Annotated in this window: 17 protein-coding genes; 10 read left to right on the top strand and 7 right to left on the bottom strand. The window is 60.1% G+C overall.

The features are described 5' to 3' along the window. Window positions 1-177 precede the first annotated feature (177 nt). Together KVG85_RS17620 and KVG85_RS17615 are read right to left on the bottom strand one after the other, a co-directional pair. The gene (locus KVG85_RS17620; protein WP_039756918.1) at window positions 178-366 is read right to left on the bottom strand and encodes a hypothetical protein; all 189 of its coding nucleotides are present in this window, start codon (window positions 364-366) and stop codon (window positions 178-180) included. 68 nt (window positions 367-434) lie between these two features. After that, window positions 435-1,022, bottom strand: coding sequence for a cytokinin riboside 5'-monophosphate phosphoribohydrolase (locus tag KVG85_RS17615; RefSeq protein WP_217864499.1), 588 nt, complete (start codon window positions 1,020-1,022; stop codon window positions 435-437). A gap of 342 nt (window positions 1,023-1,364) precedes the next feature. On the opposite strand from KVG85_RS17615, the gene azu reads away from it, so the two are divergent. Next, complete coding sequence (azu, locus tag KVG85_RS17610) at window positions 1,365-1,808, top strand: azurin (protein ID WP_024011380.1); 444 nt, start codon at window positions 1,365-1,367, stop codon at window positions 1,806-1,808. 124 nt (window positions 1,809-1,932) lie between these two features. Here the strand turns inward: azu and nadE are convergent, their stop codons facing one another. The 3 genes from nadE to KVG85_RS17595 form a co-directional block, all read right to left on the bottom strand. Next, a complete protein-coding gene (nadE, locus tag KVG85_RS17605) occupies window positions 1,933-2,760 on the bottom strand; it encodes an NAD(+) synthase (RefSeq protein ID WP_217864498.1) in 828 nt (275 codons plus the stop codon). A 4-nt stretch (window positions 2,761-2,764) separates the two neighbouring features. Next, the gene (pncB, locus tag KVG85_RS17600; RefSeq protein ID WP_024011382.1) at window positions 2,765-3,988 is read right to left on the bottom strand and encodes a nicotinate phosphoribosyltransferase; all 1,224 of its coding nucleotides are present in this window, start codon (window positions 3,986-3,988) and stop codon (window positions 2,765-2,767) included. Between the two features lie 214 nt (window positions 3,989-4,202). Continuing rightward, complete coding sequence (locus KVG85_RS17595) at window positions 4,203-5,102, bottom strand: LysR family transcriptional regulator (RefSeq protein ID WP_129998172.1); 900 nt, start codon at window positions 5,100-5,102, stop codon at window positions 4,203-4,205. A gap of 164 nt (window positions 5,103-5,266) precedes the next feature. Here KVG85_RS17595 and amaB point away from each other — a divergent pair, with 164 nt between their 5' ends. The 9 genes from amaB to KVG85_RS17550 all read left to right on the top strand — a co-directional run bounded on the left by amaB (window position 5,267) and on the right by KVG85_RS17550 (window position 16,363). Further along, complete coding sequence (gene amaB, locus KVG85_RS17590) at window positions 5,267-6,757, top strand: L-piperidine-6-carboxylate dehydrogenase (protein WP_217864497.1); 1,491 nt, start codon at window positions 5,267-5,269, stop codon at window positions 6,755-6,757. Between the two features lie 90 nt (window positions 6,758-6,847). Continuing rightward, window positions 6,848-8,131 carry an L-pipecolate oxidase gene (gene amaA, locus KVG85_RS17585; protein WP_217864496.1) on the top strand — a complete coding sequence of 428 codons (1,284 nt, stop codon included), beginning with the start codon at window positions 6,848-6,850 and terminating at the stop codon, window positions 8,129-8,131. Between the two features lie 368 nt (window positions 8,132-8,499). Beyond that, window positions 8,500-9,633: an ABC transporter substrate-binding protein gene (locus KVG85_RS17580; protein WP_041480713.1), complete on the top strand. Its 1,134-nt coding sequence runs from the start codon at window positions 8,500-8,502 to the stop codon at window positions 9,631-9,633. A gap of 244 nt (window positions 9,634-9,877) precedes the next feature. Next, window positions 9,878-10,792 carry an ABC transporter permease subunit gene (locus tag KVG85_RS17575; protein ID WP_016771918.1) on the top strand — a complete coding sequence of 305 codons (915 nt, stop codon included), beginning with the start codon at window positions 9,878-9,880 and terminating at the stop codon, window positions 10,790-10,792. 3 nt (window positions 10,793-10,795) lie between these two features. Continuing rightward, entirely contained in the window at window positions 10,796-12,097 is a 1,302-nt protein-coding gene (gene livM / locus KVG85_RS17570) for a high-affinity branched-chain amino acid ABC transporter permease LivM (RefSeq protein WP_016771917.1), read from the top strand. Then, window positions 12,094-12,966: an ABC transporter ATP-binding protein gene (locus KVG85_RS17565; RefSeq protein ID WP_016771916.1), complete on the top strand. Its 873-nt coding sequence runs from the start codon at window positions 12,094-12,096 to the stop codon at window positions 12,964-12,966. Before livM ends, KVG85_RS17565 begins: the two co-directional genes overlap by 4 nt. After that, entirely contained in the window at window positions 12,963-13,679 is a 717-nt protein-coding gene (locus tag KVG85_RS17560) for an ABC transporter ATP-binding protein (protein WP_016771915.1), read from the top strand. The genes KVG85_RS17565 and KVG85_RS17560 overlap by 4 nt, the downstream gene beginning before the upstream one ends. 836 nt (window positions 13,680-14,515) lie before the next feature. Next, window positions 14,516-15,280: an SDR family oxidoreductase gene (locus KVG85_RS17555; RefSeq protein WP_016771914.1), complete on the top strand. Its 765-nt coding sequence runs from the start codon at window positions 14,516-14,518 to the stop codon at window positions 15,278-15,280. Window positions 15,281-15,457: 177 nt separating this feature from the next. Then, the gene (locus KVG85_RS17550) at window positions 15,458-16,363 is read left to right on the top strand and encodes a cation diffusion facilitator family transporter (RefSeq protein WP_217864495.1); all 906 of its coding nucleotides are present in this window, start codon (window positions 15,458-15,460) and stop codon (window positions 16,361-16,363) included. A gap of 81 nt (window positions 16,364-16,444) precedes the next feature. Here KVG85_RS17550 and KVG85_RS17545 read toward each other — a convergent pair whose 3' ends face one another. Together KVG85_RS17545 and KVG85_RS17540 are read right to left on the bottom strand one after the other, a co-directional pair. After that, window positions 16,445-17,578 carry an AGE family epimerase/isomerase gene (locus KVG85_RS17545; RefSeq protein WP_217864494.1) on the bottom strand — a complete coding sequence of 378 codons (1,134 nt, stop codon included), beginning with the start codon at window positions 17,576-17,578 and terminating at the stop codon, window positions 16,445-16,447. A gap of 180 nt (window positions 17,579-17,758) precedes the next feature. Continuing rightward, window positions 17,759-18,331: a HupE/UreJ family protein gene (locus KVG85_RS17540; RefSeq protein WP_122610376.1), complete on the bottom strand. Its 573-nt coding sequence runs from the start codon at window positions 18,329-18,331 to the stop codon at window positions 17,759-17,761. Window positions 18,332-18,358: the final 27 nt, after the last annotated feature.

Here is an 18,358-nt window from a genome sequence, read left to right as displayed (position 1 = left end):
CGAAAGCGTCAGGTCAGCCAATAGATTTGTAACAGATATACCGCATTCGCGAGCAGGCTCGCTCCCACAGGGGATTTTGGTGTTTCAGGGAAAGCAGGGCTGTGAGGGCCGGCAGCAGAACTGCCAGCCCCGTCACAAATCCGCAGGGTCTGATTCGATCATCAAACCCGGTGGGGCTCAGGCGTCGGGCGCCTGATCTTTCGGTGCATCGGATGCATCAACATCATCATCGGTCGCCACTTCACCGTCAGGGTTCAGTGCCGCTTCTTCAGCGGTTTGCTTCTTGCGCTGAAGCTTTTCCTCTTTCTTCTGTTCCTTTGCCAGGTCTCGTTGACGTTTGGCGAAGGAGTAATTGGGTTTGGCCATGGGCGATCCTCTGGGGTCGAAGGTGAGGTTGAGCGGCGCGTATTCTGCCCTGTATCGGTGTCCGGGGGTTAACCGGGTTTTTGGTCGACCCACTTGGGCGTGACGGTCGGCTGCCACTGATCGAGGGCGTCGAGCAGGGAATCTGGCGATTCGCTCACTTGCAGCATGTCACGGTGTGGCGCGCGAACGAAGCCTTCGCCGACGATATGATCGAGAAAAGCCGTGAGCTTGCTGTAGAAACCGTTCACTTCCAGCAGCCCCAAAGGCTTGCCGTGGTAGCCGAGCTGGCCCCAGGTCCAGACTTCGAACAGCTCTTCCAGCGTGCCGAGGCCGCCGGGCAGGGCGATGAACGCATCGCTCAGCTCAGCCATCCGCGCCTTGCGCGCATGCATGCCGTCGACCACTTCCAGGCGCGTCAGGCTCTTGTGGCCGATCTCCTTGTCCATCAGGCTTTGCGGAATGATGCCGATCACTTCGCCGCCAGCGGCGAGCGCGGCATCAGCGACAATGCCCATCAAACCGACGGCACCACCGCCGTAGACCAGCGTCAGATTACGCTCGGCCAATGCCCGGCCGAGGGCCACGGCAGCTTCGGTGTAAGCCGGCACGGTACCGGCGTTGGCACCGCAAAACACACAAACGGATGTCAGCGACATGCATTACTCCTGAGTCGATCAGTCGCACAGGGTAACGGCTGGCACGCTGCGCTCCAAGGACTAGACTTCGCGTTCGGGTGATTCGAAAGTACCGCTGGCGCCACAAGCGTAGGCGGCGAGCAAGCTGCACAACAGGCCGTTAAAGAACATGACTGGCACTCCGTTTCAGTAGGTGGGCCGATCATAGGCCTGGCCCAACGAAATGGCCGTTAGATTGTGTCGATGAGTGTCATAGCCTGAAAGTTGTATACAATTTTTGACTCAAGTCATATGAACTTGCGATGATTTCAGGCAGTCTTTCCACCACTAGTGTTTTTGTTAACCCTGCCTTGGAGATTCACCATGTTTTCCAAAGTTGTTGCGGTATCCCTGCTGGCGCTGGCCAGCAGCCAATTGATGGCTGCCGAGTGCAAAACCACCGTTGATTCCACCGATCAGATGTCCTTTAACACCAAGGAAATCGTGATCGACAAGAGCTGCAAAACCTTCACCGTCGAACTGACCCACTCCGGCAGCCTGCCGAAGACCGTCATGGGCCATAACCTGGTGATCAGCAAAGAAGCTGACATGCAGCCGATCGCTACCGACGGCCTGGCGGCCGGTATCGACAAGAATTACCTGAAGGACGGCGACGCCCGTATCATCGCCCACACCAAGATCATCGGCGCCAAGGAAACCGACTCGGTGACCTTCGATGTGGCCAAGGTGGCTGACGGTGGCTACGGCTTCTTCTGCTCGTTCCCTGGCCACATCTCGATGATGAAAGGCACCATCGTCGTCAAGTAATCAGGGCCAATGTGGGAGCGAGCCTGCTCGCGAAGAGGCCATCCGCTTCACCGAAAGACTGATGGCCAAAGAAAAAGCCCGCGGAGGATCAATCCTCAGCGGGCTTTTTCATGCCTTTGAAAAATCAAGGCGCAAACGGCATGACCCGCTTGTGATGAGTCTTGTTGTACGTATCGACAATGATCTTCGCCGCCTCGTCCCGCACCGTTTCACCGTGCAGAAACGCATCGATCTCGGCATAGGTCACGCCGTGCGCCGCTTCGTCCGGTTTGCCCGGTGACAAGTCTTCCAGGTCTGCCGTCGGCACTTTCTCGACCAACGTTTCCGGCGCGCCAAAAGTGCGGGCAATCGCACGCACTTGATTTTTCACCAGGCCGCTGAGCGGGGCGAGGTCGCAGGCGCCATCGCCGAACTTGGTGAAGAAACCCATCACCGCTTCCGCCGCGTGGTCGGTGCCAATCACCAGACCGCCCGCCGCCCCGGCAATCGTGTACTGCGCCACCATGCGCATGCGCGCCTTGGTATTGCCCAGCACGAAGTCGACCGACGCCGCCGGTTTGCCTTCGAACGCCGACACCTGAGCTGCCAGCGCCTTGACCGCCGGGCCGATGTTCACGGTGTGGATTTCGTCAGGGGCGATGCAGTCGAGCGAGGCCTTGGCGTCGTGCTCGTCGAACTGGGTTTCGTAGGGCAGGCGCACGGCGATGAATTTGTAGCGGTCGTCGCCGGTTTTTTCGCGCAGTTCACGTATCGCGCGCTGGGCCAGGAGGCCGGCGGTCAGTGAGTCGACGCCGCCGCTGATGCCCAGCACCAGAGTCTTGAGCCCGGAATTGACCAGACAATCCTGGATGAACGTCAGGCGCCGGGCGACTTCGGCCTGCAGGGCCTGGTCGTCGGCGAACGGTGGTTGCACCTTGAGCTGCTCAGCAATCTCACGCTGTACGGCTTGCATGAATTCACTCCTTGCTAGATAGACTGGATTCGGCAGGAACCTGAAAAACATGTCGCAAATAGGCGACGAAATTCGGATCTTTGCAGTGGGTCTTGCCAGGCTCGTCGGAGATCTTCGCCACCGGCTGGCCGTTGCAGGCGGTCATTTTAAGCACGATGCTCATCGGTTCGACACCCGGGATATCGCAGGTGAGGTTGGTACCGATGCCGAAGCTCACATTGATGCGACCGTGCAGCGCGCGGAAAATCTCCAACGATTTCGGCAGGGTCAGACTGTCGGAGAACACAAGGGTCTTGCTCATCGGGTCGATGCCGAGCTTGTGGTAGTGCGCGATGCACTTTTCGCCCCACGCCACCGGGTCCCCGGAGTCATGGCGCAGACCGTCGAAGAGCTTGGCGAAGAACAGATCGAAATCGCCAAGAAACGCATCGGTAGTGATGCAGTCGGTGAGGGCAATGCCGAGCAGGCCACGGTACTCGCGAACCCAGCAGTCGAGCGCGGCGATCTGGCTGTCGATCAGGCGCGGGCCGAGTTGCTGATGGGCCATGATCCACTCGTGGGCCATGGTGCCCAGCGGTTTCATGTCCAGCTCGCGGGACAGATGTACGTTGCTGGTACCGACGAAACGCCCGGGGAAGTCATGCTTGAGGACGTTGACCACTTCGGCCTGGACCCCAAAGGAAAAGCGCCGGCGCGTGCCGAAATCGGCAACCTGCAATTGCGACAGCTCATCGGCCGAGGCATTGGCGGTCAGCCAGTCGAACTTGCGATACAGCTGTTCGCGTGCCTGCTCCAGCGACGTCTCCCGGTAGCGATAGCGATTGCGCACTTCGCTGACGATCGCCAGCAGCGGCACTTCGTAAAGGATGACATGCAGCCACGGCCCACGCAGGCGGATGAACAACTCGCCGTTCTCAATGCCGGTATGCAGGTAACGCAGGTTGAAGCGGAACAGGCCAAGGAAGCGCAGAAAATCCGGTTTCAGAAAGCTGATGCGCTCGAGAAAACTCAACTGATCGGCACTCAGGCTCAGCTCGGCCAGACGCTCGATCTGATGGCGGATTTCGGCCAGATACGGGCGCAGATCCTCGGCATTGCGGCAACGGAACTCCCATTCGACTTCGACGTTGGGGTAGTTGTGCAGCACCGCCTGCATCATCGTCAGCTTGTAGAAGTCGGTGTCGAGCAGGTTCTGCACGATGCGATCGGCAAACACACTCTCGCTCATAAACGGGTCTCCAGTTGCGCCGCGCCTGGCGCGGTCTATATCGATGGCGCTAGTGGCGCATATCGGCGGTGGGGATTGCCAGCATTTTTTCAGAGCGCCGCAGATCCACTGTGGGAGCGAGCCTGCTCGCGAATGCGGTGTGTCAGTTAAAGATGATGTGGCTGACCCGACGCTTTCGCGAGCAGGCTCGCTCCCACAGGGATCCCGGTTGACCTCACACCGGACTATCGATCTGCTCCAGCATCCATTTCACAAAATCCCGCACCTTCGGCACTTCCGCCGCGTGCTCCGGGTAGGCCAGGTAATAGGCATCGCTGCTGGGCATCGCATGCTGCCAGGGTATGACCAGTTTGCCTTCGGCCAATTCCTCTTCCACCAGAAACCGCGGCAGCAGCGCCACGCCACAACCGACCTGGGCGGCGCGGATGCACATGTAAAAGGTTTCGAAACGCGGCCCGTGGTAGCTGTGTTCGGTGTGGTAGCCCTGACTGTCGAACCAGTCGTGCCAGGCCTGCGGTCGCGAGGCATTTTGCAGCAGCACCAGGTCGGTGAGTTGCGTCGGGTCAGTGAATGGCGCGTCCGGCAGGCTGCCCGGGGCGCACACCGGTACCAGTTCTTCGCCGAACAATTTCAGGCATTCGGTGCCCGGCCGCGAAGCCTGGCCGAAATAGAAGGCCAGATCGCTGCGCCCCTGTAACAGATCATCGGCTTCCTGCTCGTTGCACAGGTCCAGATGAATCGACGGATGGCGCAGGCGCCAGCCTTTCAGGCGCGGCACCAGCCAACGGGCGCCGAAGGTTGACGGAGTGGAGACACGCAATACTTCGGTTTCGCCGCCGTAGGAACGCAGGTAATGCGTCGACATCTCCACTTGGCTGAGGATTTTTCTGACTTCGACCAGATACAAATCCCCGGCCGGTGTCATCTGCAAACGCCGACGCACGCGGCGGAACAGCAAGTGCTGCAACAGCTCTTCAAGCTGTGCGACCTGTTTGCTCACCGCACTCTGGGTCAGGTTCAGCTCTTCAGCGGCGCGGGTAAAACTCAGGTGCCGGGTCACGGCCTCGAAGCATTGCAGCGCGGTGATCGAGGGCAAGTGGCGTTTGTTCAGCATGGCCAGTCCTTTTTCTTGTCTTTCGCCAGGCAGCATGAATAAACGGAATGATATCTGGCGTAAAGGTCGTTTGTTGCATCGCCGCAGTGAGGCTACAACTAAAGGCCTGCCCGGCCATGCGAAAGATGGCCGCACACATTCTGTTTTTGCTTGAGGAGAGACCGATGGTAGCCGCATTGCTTGATCGTCTGGGAGTCAACCCGGCCCTGTACCAGAACGGCAAAGTGCCGGTGCATTCACCCATCGACGGCAGCGAAATTGCCTCGGTGAACTGGGAAGGCGCTGCCGAAGTCGAGCAGCACATCAGTCGCGCAGATCATGCATTCGAGCACTGGCGCAGGGTGCCGGCGCCGCGTCGCGGTGAGCTGGTGCGCCAGTTCGGCGAAGTGTTGCGCGAGTACAAGGCCGACCTCGGCGAGCTGGTGTCGTGGGAGGCTGGCAAAATCACGCAGGAAGGTTTGGGTGAAGTGCAGGAGATGATCGACATCTGCGACTTCGCCGTTGGCCTGTCGCGCCAGCTGTACGGTCTGACCATCGCCTCCGAGCGCCCGGGCCACCACATGCGCGAAACCTGGCATCCGCTTGGCGTGGTCGGCGTCATCAGCGCGTTCAACTTCCCGGTCGCAGTGTGGGCGTGGAACACCACCCTGGCGCTGGTCTGCGGCAACCCGGTGGTGTGGAAGCCATCAGAGAAAACCCCGCTGACCGCGCTGGCCTGTCAGGCGCTGTTTGATCGCGTAGTGAAGAATTTCAGCGATGCCCCGGCGAGCCTGTGCCAGGTTGTGATCGGCGGCCGCGATGCCGGCGAAGCGCTGGTCGATGATCCGCGTGTCGCGCTGATCAGCGCCACCGGCAGCACGCGCATGGGCCGCGAAGTGGCGCCGAAAGTCGCCGCGCGTTTCGCCCGCAGCATTCTTGAACTGGGTGGCAACAACGCGATGATCCTTGGCCCGAGCGCCGATCTGGACATGGCGGTGCGCGCGATTCTGTTCAGCGCCGTCGGCACCGCCGGGCAACGCTGCACCACCCTGCGCCGTCTGATTGCCCATGAGTCGGTCAAGGAAGAAATCGTCACCCGCCTCAAGGCTGCCTATTCGAAAGTACGCATCGGCCACCCACTGCAAGGCAATCTGGTCGGCCCGCTGATCGACAAGCACAGCTTCGAAAACATGCAGGATGCGCTGGAACAGGCACTGAGCGAAGGCGGCCGGGTGTTCGGTGGCAAGCGTCAACTGGAAGAGCAATTCCCCAACGCCTACTACGTGTCGCCGGCCATCGTGGAAATGCCCGAGCAGAGCGACGTGGTCTGCAGCGAAACCTTCGCGCCGATTCTCTACGTGGTCGGCTACAGCGATTTCGAGGAAGCGCTGCGCCTGAACAACGCCGTGCCGCAAGGCTTGTCATCGTGCATCTTCACCACCGATGTGCGCGAGGCCGAGCGCTTCATGTCGGCGGTCGGCAGCGACTGCGGCATCGCCAACGTCAACATCGGCCCGAGCGGCGCGGAAATCGGCGGTGCATTTGGTGGCGAGAAAGAAACCGGCGGCGGCCGTGAGTCCGGCTCCGATGCCTGGCGCGCGTACATGCGCCGGCAGACCAACACCGTCAACTACTCGCTGGAATTGCCGTTGGCGCAGGGCATTACATTCGATTAAGCAGCTACAAGCTTCAAGCTACAAGCGTCAAGCAGACCGGCTTGCAGCTTGTAGCTTGTGGCTTGCGGCTGCTCCGACAGGAGCTTGGCAATGCCGTTACGCGAAGAATGTCTGTGGGAAACGCTCACGCCACAACGCCCGGATAACGCCGCGCTCAGGGGCGAGGTCAAGGTCGATGTCTGCGTGATCGGCGCCGGGTTCACCGGGTTGTCGGCGGCGCTGCATCTGTTGGAAAAAGGCAAAAGCGTCTGCGTGCTGGAAGCGCATCGTGCAGGGCATGGTGGCTCCGGACGCAACGTCGGGCTGGTCAACGCCGGCATGTGGATTCCTCCGGACGAGATCGAAGCCGGGTTCGGCGAGGCGGTCGGCAGTCAGCTCAACCGCATGCTCGGTGCGGCGCCGGCGCTGGTGTTCAGCCTTGTGGATAAATACGCCATCGATTGCCAATTGCGCCGCGAAGGCACTTTGCACATGGCGCATAACGCCAAGGGCGAGGCGGATCTGCGCAGTCGCGAGCAGCAGTGGAAACGTCGTGGCGCGCCGGTCGAACTGCTGACCGGCAAGGCCTGCGAGCAAGCCACCGGCACGCAGAAAATCGCCGCCGCGTTGCTTGATCGCCGCGCCGGCACACTCAATCCGATGGCCTATGTCACCGGCCTGGCCAATGCGGTGCGCGGGCTCGGCGGGCAAATGTTCGATCATTCGCCGGTGACTCGCCTCGAGCGCGTCGGGCCGAAGTGGTCGGTACAGACCGCCCAGGGTTCGGTACTCGCCGAACAAGTGGTGATCGCCTCCAACGCCTACACCGAAGGCGACTGGACCGAACTCAAGCGCAATTTCTTTCCCGGTTATTACTACCAGGTCGCCTCGGTGCCGCTCAGCGAAGACGCCGCGCAGGAAATTCTTCCCGGCGGGCAGGGCTCGTGGGACACCCGTCAGGTATTGAGCAGCATCCGTCGCGACAAGGACGGGCGCCTGTTGCTCGGCAGCCTCGGCAATGGCAACCAGAAACCGACCTGGTTTCTCAAAGCCTGGGCTGATCGGGTGCAGCAGCATTACTTCCCCAATCTGAAGCCGGTCGAGTGGGAATGCACCTGGACCGGGCGCATTGCGTTCACTCCTGATCATCTGATGCGCCTGTTCGAACCGGCGCCGGGGCTGGTGGCCGTCACCGGTTATAACGGTCGAGGCGTCACCACCGGCACGGTGGTCGGCAAAGCCTTCGCCGATTACCTGTGCAATGGCAATCCGCAGGCACTGCCGATTCCCTTCGCACCGATGCAGCCCCTGGCCGGAGTGGGCTTGCGCAGTTGCCTGTACGAGGCCGGGTTTTCCCTGTATCACGCGGGCCAGTGCCTGCGCATCGTCATTTGAGTGTTGAAATTTGTTGCCGCAAGCGGCGCTTTTGCATCCAGCGACTAGCCTGTAATGGTGCGGGTTGTAGCAGTCCCGCACCAGCAGTGTGCAGTTCGGTGACGCGGGCTGTTACAGGCTGGTTGCACGTCGTTTGCCGCTGCGGTTGCAATGATGGCGCGTGCGGGTTGCGCCTGAAAAAACAAATGGTTTCACCTTCCGCGGTTTAGACGGTTGCACGCCCAATGAAAATGGGACCGAAACAGTCGAAATAACAACAACGCAGCGACTTTTTGAAGAATAAAAAACCGATGGCACGGGCCTTGCTCTGAGCTTTGAGTGAAGTGAAGTCGCAGTGCCAACTAAAAAAAACCTTGGAGCACCACCTCATGTCCCAGACGTTTTACAAGAAAGGCTTTCTGGCCCTCGCAGTCGCTACTGCGCTGGGTGTTTCTGCGTTTGCTCAAGCTGATATCAAGATCGGTGTAGCGGGTCCGATGACCGGTGCCAACGCGGCATTCGGCGAGCAGTACATGAAGGGTGCACAGGCGGCGGCCGATGCGGTCAACGCGGCGGGCGGCGTCAATGGGGAAAAAATCGTCCTGGTCAAAGGCGATGACGCCTGCGAACCGAAGCAGGCGGTGACGGTCGCCAAGGACCTCACCAATCAGAAAGTCGCCGGCGTGGTCGGGCACTTCTGCTCCTCGTCGACCATTCCAGCGTCGGAAATCTACGACGAAGCCGGGATCATCGCGATCACCCCGGGCTCGACCAACCCGCAAGTTACCGAGCGTGGCCTCAGCGCCATGTTCCGTATGTGCGGACGTGACGACCAGCAAGGCATCGTTGCCGGCGACTACATCGTCGACATGCTCAAGGGCAAGAAAGTCGTCGTGCTGCACGACAAGGACACCTACGGCCAAGGCCTGGCGGACGCCACCAAGGCTCAGTTGGAAAAACGCGGCGTCAAGCCTGTGCTGTACGAAGGCCTGACCCGTGGCGAGAAAGACTTCAGCACCATCGTCACCAAGATCCGTGGCGCCGGTGCCGATGTCGTCTACTTCGGCGGCCTGCACCCGGAAGCCGGTCCACTGGTTCGCCAGCTGCGTGAACAAGGTCTGAAAGACGTCAAGTTCATGTCCGACGACGGCATCGTGACCGACGAACTGGTGACCACCGCTGGCGGCCCGCAATTCACCGATGGCGTGCTGATGACTTTCGGCGCCGACCCGCGCCTGTTGCCGGAAAGCAAGACCGTAGTGGACGCGTTCCGCAAGGCCGGCACTGAGCCTGAAGGCTACACCCTGTACGCCTACGCCTCGGTTCAGACCCTGGCGGCAGCGTTCAATGGCGCGAAGAAAAACGACGGCGAAGCCGCTGCCAAGTGGCTGAAAGCCAACCCGGTGAAAACCGTGATGGGCGAGAAGACCTGGGACGCCAAAGGCGACCTGAAAGTCTCCGACTACGTGGTTTACCAGTGGGACAAGGACGGCAAATACCACCAGCTGGAAAAGCAGAAGTAAGGGCTGAAGCGATCATCTGATCACTACCGATCCCCTGTGGGAGCGAGCCTGCTCGCGAAGACGCACTGACAAACAACCTCTGCGTTGAATGTTCAACCGCTTTCGCGAGCAGGCTCGCTCCCACAGAGGGATCAGTGGCGATCGGGCTGATCACGCTCCGACATTGCTCCGACGTACATCTGTATTTTTCCTAGAAGAACCGCGCGTCATGGGCGCGCAGGTTCTCACTGCGTGAGATTGCGTTATGGATGGTATTTTCCTGCAGCAACTGGTCAATGGCCTGACCCTCGGGTCGGTCTATGGCCTGATCGCCATCGGCTACACAATGGTCTACGGCATCATCGGCATGATCAACTTCGCCCACGGCGAGGTTTACATGATTTCCGCTTACCTGGCGGCAATCAGTCTGGCTCTGCTGGCTTACTTCGGTATCGAATCCTTCCCGCTGCTGATGCTCGGCACGCTGATCTTCACCATCGTCGTCACGGCGGTGTATGGCTGGGTCATCGAGCGTGTTGCCTACAAACCCCTGCGTAACTCGACCCGCCTGGCGCCGCTGATCAGCGCTATCGGTATTTCGCTGATTTTGCAGAACTACGCACAGATCGCTCAGGGCGCCAAACAACAGGGCGTGCCTACGCTGCTGACCGGTGCCTGGCGTGTTGAAGTCGGCACCGGCTTCGTACAACTGACCTACACCAAAGTCTTCATCCTGATCGCCGCATTCGTCGGCATGGGGCTGCTGACCTACGTCATCAAATACACCAAGCTCGGCCGCATGTGCCGTGCGACCCAGCAAGACCGCAAGATGGCCTCGATCCTGGGGATCAACACCGACCGGGTGATTTCCTATGTGTTCATCATCGGTGCAGCCATGGCGGCACTGGCCGGTGTGCTGATCACCATGAACTACGGCACGTTCGACTTCTATGCCGGCTTCATCATCGGCATCAAGGCGTTCACCGCAGCGGTTCTGGGCGGCATCGGTTCACTGCCCGGCGCGATGCTCGGCGGGATCATCCTCGGCATCTCCGAGTCGCTGTTCTCCGGTCTGGTCAACTCCGACTACAAAGACGTGTTCAGTTTCTCGCTGCTCGTCCTCGTACTGGTCTTCCGGCCGCAGGGCCTGTTGGGCCGTCCTCTTGTGTCGAAGGTGTAAGCGATGTCTGCAACCACTGAAAAATCCATCGATATCAAAAAAAGCCTGGTCGAAGCGATTCTTGCCGGCCTGATTGCGCTGATCGTGTTCGGGCCGATTGTCGGCGTGGTCCTCGACGGCTACAGCTTCAACCTCGAAGCGACCCGCGTGGCGTGGATCATTGCCATCGTCATGGCCGGTCGCTTTGCCCTCAGCCTGTTCCTGCAAACACCCAAAGGCTTGAAGATCCTCGACGGATTCGAGAGCAGCGGTTCCGGTGTGCACGTGCTGCCGGCGGATTACAAATCACGGCTGCGCTGGATCATCCCGCTGATTATCGTGCTGGCGATCATCGTGCCGTTTGTCTCCAACTCCTATCTGCTGGGCGTGGTCATCCTCGGTTTGATCTACGTGCTGCTGGGGCTGGGGCTGAACATTGTGGTCGGTCTGGCCGGGCTGCTCGATCTTGGTTACGTGGCGTTCTACGCCATCGGTGCCTACGGTCTGGCATTGGGTTATCAATATCTGGGTCTGGGTTTCTGGACCGTGCTGCCGCTGGCGGCGATCACTGCAGGCCTGGCTGGCTGCATTCTCGGTTTCCCGGTGTTGCGTTTGCACGGTGACTATCTGGCGATCGTGACCCTGGGCTTCGGCGAAATCATTCGTCTGGTGCTGAACAACTGGCTGTCCCTGACCGGCGGCCCGAACGGCATGCCGGCGCCACTGCCGACGTTCTTCGGCCTGGAGTTCGGCAAGCGGGCGAAGGATGGCGGAGTACCGTTCCATGAGTTCTTCGGCCTGACCTACAACCCCGACGTGAAGTATTACTTCATCTACGCAGTGCTGTTCCTGGTGGTGCTGGCGGTGCTGTACGTCAAGCATCGGCTGGTGAAGATGCCGGTCGGTCGCGCCTGGGAAGCCCTGCGTGAAGATGAAATCGCCTGCCGTTCGATGGGCCTGAACCACGTACTGGTCAAACTCTCGGCGTTCACCATCGGTGCGTCGACGGCGGGTCTGGCCGGGGTGTTCTTCGCCACTTATCAAGGCTTCGTCAACCCGACCTCGTTCACCTTCTTCGAGTCGGCGCTGATCCTCGCCATCGTCGTGCTCGGCGGCATGGGCTCGACCATTGGCGTAGTCATCGCCGCGTTTGTGCTCACCGTCGCTCCGGAACTGCTGCGTGGCTTCGCTGAATACCGCGTGCTGCTGTTCGGCATCCTGATGGTGTTGATGATGATCTGGCGACCACGCGGGCTGATCCGCATCAGCCGCACCGGGGTCAAACCACGCAAAGGTGCCATTCACTACGAGAGGACTGCGCCATGAGTGAAGTCGTACTCTCTGTTGAAAAACTGATGATGCATTTCGGTGGCATCAAGGCTTTGAGCGATGTCAGCCTGAAGGTCAAACGCAATTCGATCTTTGCCCTGATCGGCCCCAACGGCGCCGGCAAGACCACGGTGTTCAACTGCCTGACCGGTTTCTACAAGGCCACGGGCGGCAAGATCGAACTCAATGTGCGCGGCCAGCAGACCAACGTCATCCAGTTGCTGGGCGAGTCGTTCAAACCGACCGATTTCGTTTCGCCGAAATCCTTCCTCAGCCGCATGTACTACAAGATGTTCGGCGGTACTCACCTGGTGAACCGTGCAGGTCTTGCCCGTACGTTCCAGAACATTCGCCTGTTCAAGGAAATGTCGGTGCTGGAAAACCTGCTGGTGGCGCAGCACATGTGGGTCAACCGCAACATGCTCGCCGGCATCCTCAATACCAAGGGCTATCGCAAGGCCGAGAGCGATGCGCTGGATGTCGCGTTCTACTGGCTCGAAGTGGTCGATCTGGTCGACTGCGCCAACCGTCTCGCCGGTGAACTCTCGTACGGCCAACAACGCCGTCTGGAGATCGCTCGGGCCATGTGCACCCGCCCGCAAATCATCTGCCTCGACGAACCGGCCGCCGGCCTCAACCCTCAGGAAACCGAAGCGCTCAGCGCGATGATCCGGCTGCTGCGCGACGAGCACGATCTGACCGTGGTGCTGATCGAACACGACATGGGCATGGTCATGAGCATTTCCGATCACATCGTGGTTCTCGACCACGGCATCGTCATCGCCGAAGGCGGGCCGGAAGCGATCCGCAACGATCCGAAAGTGATCGCGGCCTATCTGGGCGCCGACGAAGAGGAGCTGGTATGAGTCAACCGATCCTCGAACTGCGTAATCTGGACGTGTTCTACGGCCCGATCCAGGCGCTCAAAGGCGTATCCCTGCAGATCAACGAAGGCGAAACCGTCAGCCTGATCGGCTCCAACGGTGCCGGCAAGTCGACCCTGCTGATGTCGATCTTCGGCCAGCCACGAGCGGCGGGCGGGCAGATTCTCTATCAGGGCGTCGATATCACGCAGAAGTCCTCGCACTACATCGCCTCCAACGGCATTGCGCAGTCGCCGGAAGGGCGCCGGGTGTTCCCGGACATGACCGTCGAGGAAAACCTGCTGATGGGCACCATCCCGATTGGCGACAAGTACGCCAAAGAGGACATGCAGCGCATGTTCGAGCTGTTTCCACGGCTTGAAGAGCGACGCAATCAGCGGGCGATGACCATGTCTGGCGGCGAACAGCAGATGCTCGCCATCGCCCGTGCGCTGATGAGCCGGCCGAAGCTGTTGCTGCTCGATGAGCCGAGCCTGGGTCTGGCACCGATCGTGGTGAAGCAGATTTTCGCCACGCTACGCGAGCTGGCGAAAACCGGGATGACGATTTTCCTCGTCGAGCAGAACGCCAACCATGCGTTGAAGCTGTCGGACCGGGCTTATGTGATGGTCAACGGCGAAATCCGTCTGACCGGTACGGGTAAAGAGCTGTTGGTGAATGAGGAAGTGCGCAACGCCTATCTGGGCGGGCACTGATTTTTTCCGCTGTCATGCACAGCCCCGGCGGCGAGAGTCCCGGGGCTTTTTCATTTTTTGGAATCCACCGCAGTCCCCTGTGGGAGCGAGCCTGCTCGCGAATGGAACATCCAGAGAATGAGTTGACTGATACACCGCATTCGCGAGCAGGCTCGCTCCCACAGGTAAATTATGTAATTCGCAAAATTGTGGAAAACAAATTCCCCAAGCTGCCAAAGCGCGACATATAGACGCTGCAAATGGCTGTTTTTCCACAGTTTTGACTTGTCCCCGGTTACTGTGGAACTGGCTGTGAATAACGTGGGTGTATATGGTTGCAGGCCTTGTAATACGTGGTCTCCAGGCTTGTGATTGTTTTTTGATCAGTCAGTTTCAAGCAGGCGTGAGGCGCCATTGTCAACCTTTTTATAGCGCATCCAGGTCGGGTACTGTTGTGTGTAAAAGCCTGTGGATAAGTCTGTGACTAAACTCTGGAAAGACCTCGCGGAGCGCCGTAATTGCTGGCCTCGCGCAATCACCCGGTTGCACCGTCCGTCGTGCAAAATGCCCTGTCCCGCACATCCCCCGCCTCACGGTCAAGCAAAAAACTTTCCATTTCGCCCGCAAAGCCTTGTGTGGCGCGGCTTTGCGCGTTTGCACTTGCCCCCGGAAACTGTGGAGCAGACTGTGGATAACATGCGTGCACATGGCTACAGGCCACGCTGGCTATGGCCTTGGCAGGTCTGGTTGATTTTTGTACAGCTGGCAGGTGTTGCCCGTATCCGCGAGGGCGGGCATGCTGCCTGCTGATTTTCTATTCCAAGGGCTGCCGTGGCGGCCGAAGCAAGGAGAACACGATGTCCGACACCCTGTTTATCACCGGCGCGACGTCCGGGTTTGGTGAAGCCTGTGCCCGGCGTTTTGCCGAGGCGGGCTGGAAGCTGGTCCTGACCGGCCGTCGTGAAGAACGCCTCAATGCCCTGTGCGCTGAACTGTCGAAGCAGACCGAAGTGCACGGTCTGGTTCTCGATGTGCGCGATCGCAAGGCGATGGAGGAGGCGATTGCCAACCTGCCGCCGTCGTTCGCCAAACTTCGTGGCCTGATCAACAACGCCGGCCTGGCGCTCGGCGTCGACCCGGCGCCCAAGTGTGACCTGGATGACTGGGACACCATGGTCGACACCAACGTCAAAGGCCTGATGTACGCCACCCGCCTGCTGCTGCCTCGGCTGATCGCCCACGGCCGTGGCGCCGGTATCGTCAACCTCGGTTCCATCGCCGGCAACTACCCGTACCCGGGCAGCCATGTGTATGGCGCGAGCAAAGCCTTCGTCAAACAGTTCTCGCTGAACCTGCGTTGCGACTTGCAAGGCACTGGCGTGCGGGTCAGCAACATTGAGCCCGGCCTGTGCGAAAGCGAGTTCTCGCTGGTACGTTTTGCCGGTGACCAGGAACGCTACAACGCCACTTACGCTGGCGCCGAGCCGATCCAGCCGCAGGACATCGCCGAGACGATCTTCTGGGTCATGAACACCCCGGCGCATATCAACATCAACAGCCTGGAGCTGATGCCGGTGAGCCAGACCTGGGCCGGGTTTGCCATCGAGCGTAACAAGGCTTGATACCGCGCTGAGGCCATTCGCGAGCAGGCTCGCTCCCACAGGAGAATGCATTTCAAACTGTGGGAGCGAGCCTGCTCGCGAAAAGGCCGGCACAGGCAAAACAGGACGATAAGCTAAACTCCGCACTCAACCAGCCCACTGCATTCGGCGGTGTGCAAGGTTTCATGAGGAGTTCAAGTGAGTAACCGAGGTGAGCAGGCACTGCTCAAACAATCGACGCTGCTGATGCTGGCGGTGTCGATTGCCGGGATCGTCACCGGTTTTGTTTCAGGTTCGCAATCCATCCTGTTCGATGGCTTTTTTTCGCTGATCGCGACGTTCATCAAAATCCTGATGCTGATCACCGCCCGGCTGATTGCCAAGCAAAGCAATCAGCGTTTCCAGTTCGGCTTCTGGCATCTGGAGCCGATGGTGCTGCTGATCGAGGGCAGCTTCCTGCTGTTGATCGCCATCTACGCGTTTCTCAACGGCGTGTTCGGCATCATCAATGGTGGCCGTGATATCGAGTTGGGTTTGGTTATCGTCTATGCGGCGGTGTTTACCGTCGTCGAGTTCGCCTACTTCTATTACGTGCGCCGGCGTAATCGCACGCTCAAATCCAGCCTCATCCAGTTCGACAACATCAGTTGGCTGGTCGACGCGATGCTCTCGGTGGGGTTGTTGATCAGTTTCCTCGCCGCGCTGCTGCTCAAGTCCCAGGGCTATGGCGAGTGGGCGGTGTATGTCGACCCGCTGATCCTCATCGTACTGGCGCTGACCATGCTGCCCCCGGCGTTGAAGATCCTCGGCCCGGCGTTGCGTGATGTGCTGGGTATTGCCCCGGACACTCTGGATGAGCAGGTCAGGCAGGTCATGGAGGTGGCGAAGGTCGAGCATGGTTTCGAGGATTACGTGTCCTACGTGCAAAAGCACGGCCGGGCGCGGTTCATCGAAATTCATGTGGTGTTGCCGGCGGAGTATCCGCTGCGCAATGTCGCGCAGCTGGACGCGCTACGTGAGCAGATATCGGCGCAGCTGGGCGAGCCGGATGCGGCGAGGTGGCTGACGATCAGCTTCACCGGGGACAAGAAGTGGATTGCCTGATGACCGCGTAACGGCATTCGCGAGCAGGGGAATGCATTTCAAACTGTGGGAGCGAGCCTGCTCGCGAAAGCAATTGTTCGGTCAGCGAAGATATTCAGCCAGTCCGCTATAACAAGTCGCCAAATGATAAGGCGTGGTCGAAGGCATGTCCTTGCGGCTGACTTCACCATTCTCATCCCGACATTCATGCCAGCCGCCGGCATGCAGAAACCGCTGCTGCAACGCCTGCAACTGGCGCAGCACCACTGCTTCGCTGTCCGCCCGCAAGGTCAGCGCGCGCAGGTATTCGGCCTGAGCCCAGATCCGCTGGGTCGAATCCCTCGGCCGTCCATTGCCATCCAGATCGAGCATCGCCCGCACCGCGCCGCAGGACTCCAGCACGCCGTACTGCTCGGTGAAGGCAAATGCCCGATCCAGCGCCCGGTGCAGTTTCGAATCGCGCAACAGCGCCGACGATTCGAGCAGGAAATACCATTCGAACTGGTGCCCCGGCTCGTACCAGTTATCCACAGCACCCAGTGGCTTCTCCATCAACACGCCGTATTGCGGGTCGACGAACTGCTTGTGCATGGCTGTGCATAACTCGAGCAGGGCCTTCTGCGTTTGCGGATCTTCGCGCACCGCCAAAGTGGCGAGGAAGGCTTCGGCCAAGTGCATCAGTGGATTTTGCAGTGGGCCGGTTTGCAGGGTGAGCCAGTCCCGCTCAAGGCAGGCTTCGTACAAACCGTCGCCGGTGGCGAATCGGCGGCCGATGATTTCCAGCGCGGCGTTGAGTGTCGATTCGGCCAGCGAATCCCGGGACTTGTCCCAGTAATGCGCGCAGGCGAACAGGATGAAGGCGTGGGTGTAGAGATCCTTGCGCTGGTCCAGCGGCTTGCCCTGTGCGTCGATGCTGTAGAACCAGCCGCCATGCTCGGCATCATGGAAATGCCGTTGCAGCGAACGGAACAACGCCGCCGCGCGGACTTCAGCGTTATCCACAACCCCGATCAGGCTGGAGAACAGATACAGCTGCCGTGCGCAGGCCATCGCCCGATAGCGTTGCGCTGGCAACGGTTGATGCGCGGCGTCCAGCGCCTCATAGGGCAACGCCATGTCGGCATTCCAGCCCGGGCCTTGCCACAGCGGCACGATCACGTCGAGGAAGTGCTGCTGCACTTGGCCAAACAGGGCGGTCAATTCGGGCAGGGCGGTGGAGCGGGAAGCGTGGGGCATGGGCGGGCGTCACGGGCTGGGGCGATTGCGCGACATGGTAGCAGAGAGCACCGCTTGAGAGAGGCGGTGTCTGTCAGGCCGTCTTCGCGAGCAGGCTCACTACCATAGTGGATTTGCAGCGAACACAAAACCTGTGGGAGCGAGCCTGCTCGCGAAGAGGCCAGTGCAGGCGCTAAAAAATCAGCCTGCCAACAACCACACCCCAGTCGCCGCCGAAGCCGCACCCGCCAACCGCACCAGCGGCGCCGCTGCCTGCGGAAGAACTCGCACCACGCCATAACCGAGCGCATGCAAAACCGCTGTCGCCGCGACAAACCCGGCCGCATACGCCCACGGACTGCTCATGTCCGGCAGCTCCAGCCCATGCGCCACGCCATGGAACAGCGCAAACAGCGCCGTCGCGGCGACCGCCATCACCAGTGGCGGACGTACCGCCAGTGCCACGGCCAGGCCCAGCGCCAATACCGAGGCGGCTATCCCGCTCTCCAGCGCCGGCAACTCAAGCCCTTCAAAACCGAGCAAACCTCCGAGCAACATGGTGCCGACAAAGGTGCACGGCAGCGCCCAGCGCGCCGCGCCTTGTTGCTGCGCCGCCCACAAACCGACGGCGAGCATTGCCAGCAAGTGGTCGAGCCCGCCGATCGGGTGGCTGATGCCTGCGATGAGGCCACTGTCGCCATGGCCCGGGTGAGCGAAGGCCAGCGCCGGTGTCAGCAGCAACGCCAGAGCGCCAAGAATGCGTTTGAGTGTCATGGATAAGCTTCCTTGTGGATAAGTGGA

This window comes from Pseudomonas triticicola (assembly GCF_019145375.1).
GTDB lineage: Bacteria > Pseudomonadota > Gammaproteobacteria > Pseudomonadales > Pseudomonadaceae > Aquipseudomonas > Aquipseudomonas triticicola.
This window is presented reverse-complemented; position numbering and strand designations above follow the sequence as displayed.

What these genes read in the sequence shown, in the direction of transcription:
- KVG85_RS17620 (WP_039756918.1), bottom strand. Translation starts at nt 366, where the DNA reads ATGGCCAAACCCAATTACTCCTTCGCCAAACGTCAACGAGACCTGGCA.
- KVG85_RS17615 (WP_217864499.1), bottom strand. Translation starts at nt 1,022, where the DNA reads ATGTCGCTGACATCCGTTTGTGTGTTTTGCGGTGCCAACGCCGGTACC.
- azu (WP_024011380.1), top strand. Translation starts at nt 1,365, where the DNA reads ATGTTTTCCAAAGTTGTTGCGGTATCCCTGCTGGCGCTGGCCAGCAGC.
- nadE (WP_217864498.1), bottom strand. Translation starts at nt 2,760, where the DNA reads ATGCAAGCCGTACAGCGTGAGATTGCTGAGCAGCTCAAGGTGCAACCA.
- pncB (WP_024011382.1), bottom strand. Translation starts at nt 3,988, where the DNA reads ATGAGCGAGAGTGTGTTTGCCGATCGCATCGTGCAGAACCTGCTCGAC.
- KVG85_RS17595 (WP_129998172.1), bottom strand. Translation starts at nt 5,102, where the DNA reads ATGCTGAACAAACGCCACTTGCCCTCGATCACCGCGCTGCAATGCTTC.
- amaB (WP_217864497.1), top strand. Translation starts at nt 5,267, where the DNA reads ATGGTAGCCGCATTGCTTGATCGTCTGGGAGTCAACCCGGCCCTGTAC.
- amaA (WP_217864496.1), top strand. Translation starts at nt 6,848, where the DNA reads ATGCCGTTACGCGAAGAATGTCTGTGGGAAACGCTCACGCCACAACGC.
- KVG85_RS17580 (WP_041480713.1), top strand. Translation starts at nt 8,500, where the DNA reads ATGTCCCAGACGTTTTACAAGAAAGGCTTTCTGGCCCTCGCAGTCGCT.
- KVG85_RS17575 (WP_016771918.1), top strand. Translation starts at nt 9,878, where the DNA reads ATGGATGGTATTTTCCTGCAGCAACTGGTCAATGGCCTGACCCTCGGG.
- livM (WP_016771917.1), top strand. Translation starts at nt 10,796, where the DNA reads ATGTCTGCAACCACTGAAAAATCCATCGATATCAAAAAAAGCCTGGTC.
- KVG85_RS17565 (WP_016771916.1), top strand. Translation starts at nt 12,094, where the DNA reads ATGAGTGAAGTCGTACTCTCTGTTGAAAAACTGATGATGCATTTCGGT.
- KVG85_RS17560 (WP_016771915.1), top strand. Translation starts at nt 12,963, where the DNA reads ATGAGTCAACCGATCCTCGAACTGCGTAATCTGGACGTGTTCTACGGC.
- KVG85_RS17555 (WP_016771914.1), top strand. Translation starts at nt 14,516, where the DNA reads ATGTCCGACACCCTGTTTATCACCGGCGCGACGTCCGGGTTTGGTGAA.
- KVG85_RS17545 (WP_217864494.1), bottom strand. Translation starts at nt 17,578, where the DNA reads ATGCCCCACGCTTCCCGCTCCACCGCCCTGCCCGAATTGACCGCCCTG.
- KVG85_RS17540 (WP_122610376.1), bottom strand. Translation starts at nt 18,331, where the DNA reads ATGACACTCAAACGCATTCTTGGCGCTCTGGCGTTGCTGCTGACACCG.